Origin of the sequence: Pseudoalteromonas sp. S2755 (genome assembly GCF_005886535.1) — a bacterium.
Lineage (GTDB): Bacteria > Pseudomonadota > Gammaproteobacteria > Enterobacterales > Alteromonadaceae > Pseudoalteromonas.
Genome location: NZ_PNDS01000041.1, coordinates 1 through 9356 on the forward strand (window position 1 = coordinate 1; position 9356 = coordinate 9356).

General features: G+C 43.9%; 7 protein-coding genes and 1 pseudogene. 5 read left to right on the plus strand and 3 right to left on the minus strand.

The window, feature by feature from the left end; genetic code table 11:
• Window positions 1–256: 256 nt before the first annotated feature.
• A pseudogene (locus CWC03_RS08195) lies at window positions 257–508 on the plus strand (iron-sulfur binding domain-containing protein); the annotation flags it as partial.
• A 149-nt stretch (window positions 509–657) separates the two neighbouring features.
• Here CWC03_RS08195 and CWC03_RS08200 read toward each other — a convergent pair.
• Complete coding sequence (locus CWC03_RS08200) at window positions 658–1653, minus strand: YncE family protein (protein ID WP_138581336.1); 996 nt, start codon at window positions 1651–1653, stop codon at window positions 658–660.
• Between the two features lie 313 nt (window positions 1654–1966).
• On the opposite strand from CWC03_RS08200, the gene CWC03_RS08205 reads away from it, so the two are divergent.
• From CWC03_RS08205 to CWC03_RS08220, 4 genes are all read left to right on the plus strand, one after another.
• Window positions 1967–3871 (plus strand): aminotransferase class V-fold PLP-dependent enzyme, encoded by a 1905-nt coding sequence (locus CWC03_RS08205; protein ID WP_138581337.1) that lies wholly within the window; start codon window positions 1967–1969, stop codon window positions 3869–3871.
• Window positions 3872–4080: 209 nt separating this feature from the next.
• A complete protein-coding gene (locus CWC03_RS08210) occupies window positions 4081–4671 on the plus strand; it encodes a DUF2726 domain-containing protein (RefSeq protein ID WP_010605979.1) in 591 nt (196 codons plus the stop codon).
• A gap of 108 nt (window positions 4672–4779) precedes the next feature.
• Window positions 4780–5487 (plus strand): 5'-methylthioadenosine/S-adenosylhomocysteine nucleosidase, encoded by a 708-nt coding sequence (gene mtnN, locus CWC03_RS08215; RefSeq protein ID WP_138581338.1) that lies wholly within the window; start codon window positions 4780–4782, stop codon window positions 5485–5487.
• Window positions 5487–6443, plus strand: coding sequence for a cobalamin biosynthesis protein (locus CWC03_RS08220; protein WP_138581339.1), 957 nt, complete (start codon window positions 5487–5489; stop codon window positions 6441–6443). The genes mtnN and CWC03_RS08220 overlap by 1 nt, the downstream gene beginning before the upstream one ends.
• A gap of 88 nt (window positions 6444–6531) precedes the next feature.
• Here CWC03_RS08220 and lpdA read toward each other — a convergent pair whose 3' ends face one another.
• Together lpdA and aceF are read right to left on the minus strand one after the other, a co-directional pair.
• Window positions 6532–7956 carry a dihydrolipoyl dehydrogenase gene (gene lpdA, locus CWC03_RS08225; protein ID WP_095726763.1) on the minus strand — a complete coding sequence of 475 codons (1425 nt, stop codon included), beginning with the start codon at window positions 7954–7956 and terminating at the stop codon, window positions 6532–6534.
• A gap of 211 nt (window positions 7957–8167) precedes the next feature.
• Window positions 8168–9356 (minus strand): dihydrolipoyllysine-residue acetyltransferase (gene aceF / locus CWC03_RS08230; protein WP_138581340.1); only part of this gene is annotated, 1189 nt, incomplete at its 5' end.

Genomic DNA, 9356 nt, shown 5'->3' on the forward strand with positions numbered 1-9356 from the left:
ATGCGCAGCTCAGGTTAAGTAGTTCAGGCCAAGATGGAAAAGCTCTACTCCCATCTTTCTTTTCGACAGACATAGAAACACCAGCACCAATTAAAGGAATAACGTCATTGCTAGCTAAGTGTGCTTTTAAAGATTGGGGAATTGAAAGTTCTGCCATGAAAAATCCATATTATTTTATTGCATTAGGAACTATGCCACTGAAAAGCAAAAAAATTCAAGTGCTATTATACTTTCAACCAGACAACTACCTTGCTTATCTTTTGGCTGGCCGACAATTGCCGTAGACACCCATATATTCCGCGTCTCCAATCGCACCAAGTTTGCCATGGGTAAAGATGTAGTGGCAGTCGAGCAAAAGCTAGAAAAGGTGGTACCAAAAGAGTTTAAGGTAGACGTACACCACTGGTTAATCCTTCATGGCCGCTATGTGTGCACCGCGCGTAAACCTAAATGTGGCAGCTGTTTGATTGAAGATTTATGTGAGTTTAAAGAGAAGACTGATAGCTAATCTTTGTTTTAGCATAAGCACAACTTTTATTTGTGGTGGTTACCGTGAATTTGTTGTTTCGTAAAATTGTTCAGGCGATATGAAAACACAGATCGCTGCGTAAAGCAGCTCCTACTTCACGCCACATTCGTATCGACGTGATGGTTAGCCTAAGGCAATACCACTGCTGAATACCCTATTCCATCTGGTCCGTTACCAGTAGGGAGTTCAAATAAGGTTTTGCCAGATACAATATCTATAACAAGGACCTTATTTTTTTGGTAAGCGGATAAAAATAAAGTGCGATCGTTTGGATGGAGGATCACGCCTTTTGGTCCTGTTCCCGGCTCAAACTTTATTTGACGCAGCTTTTCTTTGTGCATTGCATCGATCACATCAAGAGTGTGATTCCTATAGTCTGGGATCACAGCAAACTGCTCATCGCGGGTAAGTAACACACGGTATGGAAAGCTATAGCCTTTCCATTGCTTAATTATACGCTCATTTGCTACATCAAACACGGTAACTAAGCCATCATCGTTGCTACCAACCCAGAGCTCTGAGCCACTTTTATTTATGGTGATAGCCTCTGGTACTTTTGGCATTGAAATTTTGCGAAGTAAGGCACCTGACTTTACATCTAATTCAGACACTGAATCTGCGCGCATATTTGTGGTGTAAACACGCTCGCTAGACGCCGGCAGCGCCACCATATGAGAGCCTCTTTGCTCTGTTGCTATTACTTTATCAATTTTCCCCGACTCTATATCAACGATTACCACACTGTCGGAGCCTTCAGACGATACTGCAACGCGTTTTTGGTCTTTTAAAAACAACACGCCATGTGGCCTTGGATAACGAGACAAATCAATGGTTTTAACTTTTTTTGCTTGCCGAACGTCAAAAACACTTAGACTATTGCCACGTGCATAATTAGTGACAACAGCCGTATGCCCGTCGGCACTCATTGCTAATTCATGTGGTCCTCTGCCGGTTGCGAGCGTCAGCTTAATTTTTCGGCTGCTAAGATCGATGAAATCAACCGAGTCCCCCTTTTTATTTACAACAACCAATGTTCCCGACAAGTTATTTGTATCAGCCCATGAAGGGAAGCTGATTAAACACCCAAATAAGAACACATACACAACATAATTAACCAATCTCATTTTGACTCCTATTGATCTGTTAGCCTGAATAATTACTAGGGCCTGTTGTTTTTATAGCTACTGTATTTATCATTGAAAAGCAATCGTAATACAGCCTTCAAAAACACCCTATCCCAAATTTAACTCAGACACGCCTGATACTCGAAACCTTCCTGTTTCCTATGTTGAATAGCACACTTTCTATCACTCGCAACAACTTCCTCGCCTACATCCGTTTTACGATTTCTGGAACATTTTCAAAGTATTGATTTCACAAATCACTGCGCTTTCTTTATGCTAATGAAAGTCTTTAAATTTTAATGCGAATATCATTATGCTACCTGTCCTTCGTATCTTGTTAATAGAGCAAGAGCCGGCCGTATTACAAGCGCTCTCGAGCAATCTATCAAAAACGATCCCTAACTTTGAGCGGGAGGATGTTCAAATTGATATTATTGAATGCCTCGAACTTTCAAAAGCCTTGGAGCATGTCACGGAAGATGGTGATATTCAAGCTGTCGTGCTGAGTTGGGATGTGCACAACAAAAGTGGCGAACAAACCTATAGTCGCTTTATCGAGCAATTAAAAAGTATTCGTCTAGAATTACCGGTTTACGTTATTGGCGATGACACTAAAGGGCTTGAGATAGTCAACGAATCCGAGGAAATCGAGTCTTTCTTCTTTAAAGATGAAGTTATCTCAGATCCTGAAGCCATTTTGGGATATATGATCAATGACTTTGATGACAGAGCCGAGACGCCATTTTGGACGGCGTATCGCAGCTATGTCGGCGAAGCGAACGACTCTTGGCATACTCCGGGTCACAGCGGCGGTTCGAGCTTTAGAAACTCTCCTTATATCAAAGATTTTTATCAATTCTATGGCCGTAACGTATTTGTCGGAGACTTGTCGGTATCGGTTGATTCATTAGGTTCACTGTCAGATAGTACCAATACCATTGGCCGCGCTCAGGAATCCGCTGCAGCAACGTTTGAGGTTAAACGCACCTACTTCGTAACCAACGGTTCGTCCACCTCGAATAAAATTATTTTGCAAACCCTACTTCGCAAGGGCGATAAGGTGATCATCGACCGCAACTGTCATAAGTCAGTGCACTACGGCATTTTGCAATCGGCCAGTTTCCCTATCTATTTATCGAGTATTTTAAATCCAAAATATGGCATATTCGCACCGCCCTCACTGGCTGATATCAAGCAAGCGATAGAACAAAATACCGATGCAAAACTACTGGTGCTCACCGGCTGTACCTATGATGGTTTGCTGAGCGACCTGAAACAAGTCGTAGAATTTGCCCATCAGCATGGCATCAAAGTCTTTATTGATGAAGCTTGGTTTGCTTACTCACTATTTCACCCTAGCTTGCGCCATTACTCCGCCATTCATGCAGGTGCCGATTATGTCACTCATTCGGCGCATAAAGTCGTATCGGCATTTTCGCAGGCGTCTTATATCCATATTAACGACCCTGATTTTGATGCTGATTTTTTCCGTGAGATTTACAGTATCTACGCCAGCACCTCGCCCAAATACCAGCTTATTGCGTCTTTGGATGTGTGCCAAAAGCAGTTAGAGATGGAAGGCTATAAATTACTCAATGCGCTGCTGAACCATGTTGCAGAATTCAAACAGCAGATGTCCTCGCTCAAACATATCAAAGTGCTTGATAAGCAAGATTTTATGAACATATTCCCACATTTTAGTGGCGATAATATGGGTCATGATCCACTTAAAATTCTCATCGATATTAGTGAACTGCCATACTCATTAAAGGATATTCATAAGTTTCTGCTGGACGAAATTGGGCTGGAGATTGAGAAATACACCCACAGTACCATCTTAGTCTTACTAACCTTGGGTGGAACACGCTCAAAGATCATTCGCTTATACAATGCCTTAAAGAAACTTGATGGCGGCAAGGTAAAACTATCGAAGTCAACGCGACGCTCGCGCTTGCCTGAGAATTTACCCGCAATTGACCTTGCTTGTATTCCTAGCGATGCCTTCTACGGCGAGCGTGAATCTGTACCTATTAGCATGAGCAACAACCGTATTTGTGCAGGTTTAGTCACCCCGTATCCTCCGGGTATTCCGCTTTTAGTGCCGGGTCAACATATTACCCAAGAGCATATTGAATACCTCAAGGAGCTGGCAGGCCAAGGATTGACCATTCAAGGTAGTTTCGATGGCGAGATCTACGTGCTGAAAGAAGACAAATAACGCGAGCTAATACCATTATCCAGTACTAGGCAGCCTGCCGTAAGATATCGCTGCCTAGTATAAACAACTAAAAGCACTTTATTTTTCTCTCCCTATCCCAAATACTTATTAACCGATTTAATGTTAACTACCCACTAATTCAAGCGCTCTTTTGGCACAGCTATTGCTTATAAAATCACAGATGTCATTTTTTTGATTTGGAGTTTTGTATGGAATTTGCGTTGCTTGCTATTTTGGCTCTAGTGGTCGTTGCTTCCATTGTCGCTTCTAAGTACACCGATGTGGGTGGCAATCCTTATCCGTTTAATCGTAAAGAATCAGTTTTTACTACCGTTGAAGCATCGTTTCTACATTTATTAGAACGTGCTGTTGGCGATAGATATAAAATCGTAAGCCGCATTAAACTCATTGATGTGATTGAGTGCAAGCCGGGGATCTCTCCAAAAGCGCGTCGTGCCGCGGTAACTAAAGCTAAGAACAAACAGCTGGACTATGTCTTGGTAGACAAAGAGACACTGAAAATTGTTGCCGCTGTTGACTTGGTCAATAACGCCAATAAAAACGGCCACAAAGCACAAAAAGATTGGTTTGTTAGTGGCGCTCTGGAATCTGCGGGTATTCCACACATTCGCATGAAAATCAAAAGTGGCTACCAAAGCGCTGAGGTTCGTGCGGCAATCCTATTCAAGCTTGGCCAAAAAGTGGAGATGCCAAAGAAAACCAGAAACCGCACATACAAACCTGCGGTATTGTCTCCTTCACAGGCAAAAGCACAGTCAACTCAGTTGGCAGAAATCTAGCAAAACGGGCGTCAGCCCGTTTTTTGTTTTACCTATCAAAACCCCTTTCGTATAATAAAAGCAATTTTGACACTGGGGCTTTTCCCACCACAAATTAGGAATCTTTTGATGAAAGTAGGCATTATCGGCGCAATGGAGCAAGAAGTTACCATTTTGCGTAACACCATGGAAAACCCGCAAACATTGACCAAAGGTGGCTTTACTTTTTATACCGGCAAACTGGCTGGTCTTGACGTAACGCTTGTACAGTCTGGCATTGGTAAAGTGGCAGCAACAGTTGCAACAACTTTGCTTATCGACAACTTTGCGCCAGATTGCGTGATCAACACGGGTTCTGCTGGTGGTTTTGAGCCTTCACTAAACGTCGGCGATGTGGTTATTTCAAATGAAGTACGTCATCACGATGTTGATGTTACTGCATTTGGCTATGAAATTGGTCAAGTTCCGCAAATGCCTGCTGCGTTCACTTCGCATGCAAAATTAGTTGAAGCTGCAGAGCAAAGCGTACATGCGCTTGAAGGCATTCAAACTATGGTTGGTTTGATCTGTACGGGTGACTCATTTATGTGCGACCCAGCACGCATCGACAAGGCACGTGCAGACTTCCCTACGATGTTAGCTGTAGAAATGGAAGGTGCGGCAATTGCGCAGGCTTGTCATTCTTTAAACACGCCATTTGTTGTGATCCGCTCGCTATCTGATATCGCCGGCAAAGAATCACCGCAATCATTCGAAGAGTATCTAGAAGTCGCTTCTGTTAACTCTTCTAAAATGGTGATGGCACTACTTAATAAGCTGGATAAGGTTACGCTTTAGTGCTCGACAGCTTACTTCAGGCCCATGAGGGCCTGATCATTTTCTTACTGGCGATTTCTGCCAGCCTAGGGGTAAGGTTATCAACACTTTACCACCCTAATCTTATTCTTAGCCTTGTTTTTAAAGCGATTGCCGAAAAAGTTTATCGCCCCAAAGCGGCTTCTAGTTATCAACTATTATCAGGCACACTGGGATTCTTCCTCCCTATATTAACCATCACCGTATTAACTTATGCGATTATTAGCTTTGCTTTTTATCCTAATTGGCTCGGTGGGCTGGTGTTGTTTTTATGCTTAGATATCAGCCATGAAAGCCGTGCTAAGCGTATTTCCGCGCTGATAAAATCAAAGCAAAAAGTGACTGCAAGAGCCGTGTTGCAAGGAATGGTAGCAAGAGATGTAGAGAAGCTAACAGAGCTTGGTATTTGTAAAGCCACCATAGATAGCACCGCATTAAATACCCTGCGCCATTTTTTTGTCATTGCTTTACTGTATCTAACGGCAGGTCCCTATCTTGCGCTATTTTATAAACTATTACTGCTATGCGACCATGCTTGGCGGCAAGTAATGCCCCCCTCAAGCCGCTTTATGGCAAGCCTTTCCCGAATGATTTGGCTCGTTGAATTTGTACCCATTCGATTATTAATTACCTGCTTTTCGTTGCTACTTAGACCAAAGCAAACTTGGCACTACATTAAATACTACGGCCGTCACTTTAGCCAAACGAATACCGGATGGGCACTGAGCTTTTTTGCCGCAAATTTACATACACAGCTCGCAGGACCGCGCTTTTATTTTGGTGAACGCTATGAGGTGATGCGGGTGGGTGCAAAAGCACAGCCCTCTGCTGAACATATTCAGCAGTTGCTTGGACTACTCAATCAAATGCGCTGGCTATTTATTGCCACTTCCGCCTTACTACTTGTAATTATTAATTTTATCAGGCTGATGGCTTAGCCTCGGGTACGTAGAAAAATAAGCCCCCACACTTAGCCAAAAACAAAAAACCCAGCACAAGGCTGGGTTTTTGAAAGCTCAGAAAAACTTACTTTTTCTTCACGGCTTTTTTGTTTGGAAGGTCAGTAATTGAACCTTCGAAGATTTCAGCAGCTAGACCAATTGACTCGTTCAGCGTTGGGTGAGCGTGGATAGTAAGCGCTAGGTCTTCACCGTCAGCACCCATCTCTACTGCTAGGCCGATTTCACCAAGCATTTCACCAGCGTTGATACCAACCATAGCACCACCGATCACACGGCCTGACTCTTTATCAAAGATAAGCTTAGTTGAACCTTCAGTACGTGCAGAAGCAATCGCACGACCAGAAGCCGCCCACGGGAATACCGCAGTTTCAATGCTTAGACCTTGCTCTTTTGCTTCTTTCTCAGTCACACCAACCCAAGCGATTTCTGGATCTGTGTATGCAATTGATGGAATACACTTAGGATCGAAGTAGTGCTTCTTACCAGAGATAACTTCAGCAGCAACGTGGCCTTCATGAACCGCTTTGTGTGCAAGCATAGGTTGACCTACGATGTCACCAATAGCGAAGATGTGATCAACGTTGGTCTTCATTTGCTTGTCAGTGCTGATAAAGCCACGCTCATCAACATTTACGCCTGCTTTGTCAGCGTCAATTAGCTTACCATTTGGTGTACGACCAACAGCAACTAGTACTTTGTCATAACGAACTTGGCCTTCTGGTGCTTGCTTGCCTTCGAAAGATACGTAGATACCGTCTTCTTTCGCTTCAACAGCAACCACTTTAGTAGAAAGCATCACGTTAAACTTGTCTTTAACGTACTTTTGGTAAATCTTGATAACGTCTTTGTCAGCCGCAGGTACTAGTTGATCAGCAAACTCAACTACGTCAATTGCTGAACCTAGTGAACGGTAAACAGTCCCCATTTCAAGACCAATGATACCACCACCTAGTACAAGTAGCTTTTCAGGCACGTCTTTAAGCTCAAGTGCACCTGTAGAGTCGATGATACGCTCGTCTTCAGGAATGAAAGGTAGGCTTACAGGTTGAGAACCCGCTGCAATGATTGCGTTATCAAAGGTCACTGTTTTCGCACCATCAGCACCTTCAACCGCAATGGTGTTAGAACCTGTGAACTTACCGTAGCCGTTAACGACAGTAACTTTACGCATCTTAGCCATACCGCTAAGGCCGCCAGTTAGCTGACCAATTACAGACTCTTTCCATGAACGGATCTTGTCTAGGTCGATTTGTGGAGCACCGAAAGAAACACCGTGAGAAGCCATTTCAGCTGCATCGTCGATTACTTTTGCAACGTGAAGAAGGGCTTTTGAAGGGATACAACCAACGTTCAAGCACACACCACCTAGCGTGTCGCGAGATTCGATTAGTGTAACGTCTAAACCTAAGTCTGCTGCACGGAATGCCGCAGAGTAACCACCAGGACCACCGCCTAGTACAACAACTTGAGTTTTGATTTCGTTGCTCATGTTATTACCTTAACTGTTATTTGAACGGGTTTACTCGTCGAGAGTAGCCGACCCAAAGTGCCTGCCAAACACCCGATTCGGGGCACAGGGCAGAGAGAGTTATTATTGCTCGAAAGTGTATCATTCACACTCTCTATTGTCCCGCCTAAATATCAAGCGGAACAACAAAATACAAGAAAACCGCATCACCTAAGTGATGCGGTTTCTATTCTTACATTACTAACTGGCGAATATCGCTTAGGTAGTTTGCAAGTGTCACAGTAAAGCGAGCTGCTAGTGCGCCGTCAATGACACGATGGTCGTATGAACAGCTTAGCGGCACCATTAGGCGCGGCTCAAACTCTTTACCATTCCATTTCGGTTTGAAGTCTGACTTAGACACACCAAGAATCGCCACTTCAGGGGCGTTAACGATTGGCGTAAACGCCGTACCGCCGATCCCGCCAAGGCTTGAAATAGTGAAGCAGCCACCCTGCATGTCAGAAGATGTCAGCTTACCATCACGTGCTTTCTTAGAGATTTCCATCAATTCGCGTGATAACTCAATGATGCCTTTTTTATTCACGTCGCGAACAACTGGAACTACAAGACCATTTGGTGTATCAACTGCGATACCGATATGAACATACTTCTTCAGAATTAAGCTCTCACCATCTTCAGATAGTGAAGAGTTAAACGTTGGGAAGTCTTCAAGTGCTTTTGCAGCGGCTTTCATCACGAATACTAATGGCGTGATCTTCACACCCATTTTCTTCTTCTCAGCAAGCACATTCTGTTCTTTACGGAACGCTTCAAGCTCAGTGATATCGGCTTCGTCAAACTGTGTAACATGTGGGATTTGTACCCAGTTACGGTGAAGGTTTGCACCTGATAGCTTATTGATGCGAGAAAGCTTCTTCTCTTCAACTTCACCAAACTTGCTGAAGTCTACTTTTGGCCAAGGAATAAGACCAAGTTCACCGCCACCGGTGTTGCCGCCTTTTGCGACTTGACCAGACTCAACTTGCTTAACCAGCTCTTTCACGTAGTTTTGTACGTCTTCTTTTAGTACACGGTTCTTACGACCTGTACCTCTAACGCGAGCTAGGTTAACCCCAAACTCACGCGCTAGACGACGTACCACAGGTGATGCGTGGGCATATTGATCATTGGCCACAAAATCATCTTTTTGTGCAGAAGCTTTTGGTGCTTCAGATTTCGCCGCTGGAGCCGCTGATTGCGCTGGCTTTTCTTCAGCTTTAGCTGCTGCCTGAGGTGCAGGTGCCGCGCCTTTCACTTCGAATACGAAGATTAAAGAACCCGTTGATACTTTATCGCCAGCATTAACTTTGATGGCTTTAATCGTACCTGCGAACGGTGCTGGCACTTCCATTGAGGCTTTGTCGCCTTCAACCGTGATA

Bases quoted from the DNA above. Each gene is read 5' to 3' on its own strand.
- lpdA (WP_095726763.1), bottom strand. From the start codon at position 7,956: ATGAGCAACGAAATCAAAACTCAAGTTGTTGTACTAGGCGGTGGTCCT.
- mtnN (WP_138581338.1), top strand. From the start codon at position 4,780: ATGAAAGTAGGCATTATCGGCGCAATGGAGCAAGAAGTTACCATTTTG.
- CWC03_RS08205 (WP_138581337.1), top strand. From the start codon at position 1,967: ATGCTACCTGTCCTTCGTATCTTGTTAATAGAGCAAGAGCCGGCCGTA.
- CWC03_RS08210 (WP_010605979.1), top strand. From the start codon at position 4,081: ATGGAATTTGCGTTGCTTGCTATTTTGGCTCTAGTGGTCGTTGCTTCC.
- CWC03_RS08200 (WP_138581336.1), bottom strand. From the start codon at position 1,653: ATGAGATTGGTTAATTATGTTGTGTATGTGTTCTTATTTGGGTGTTTA.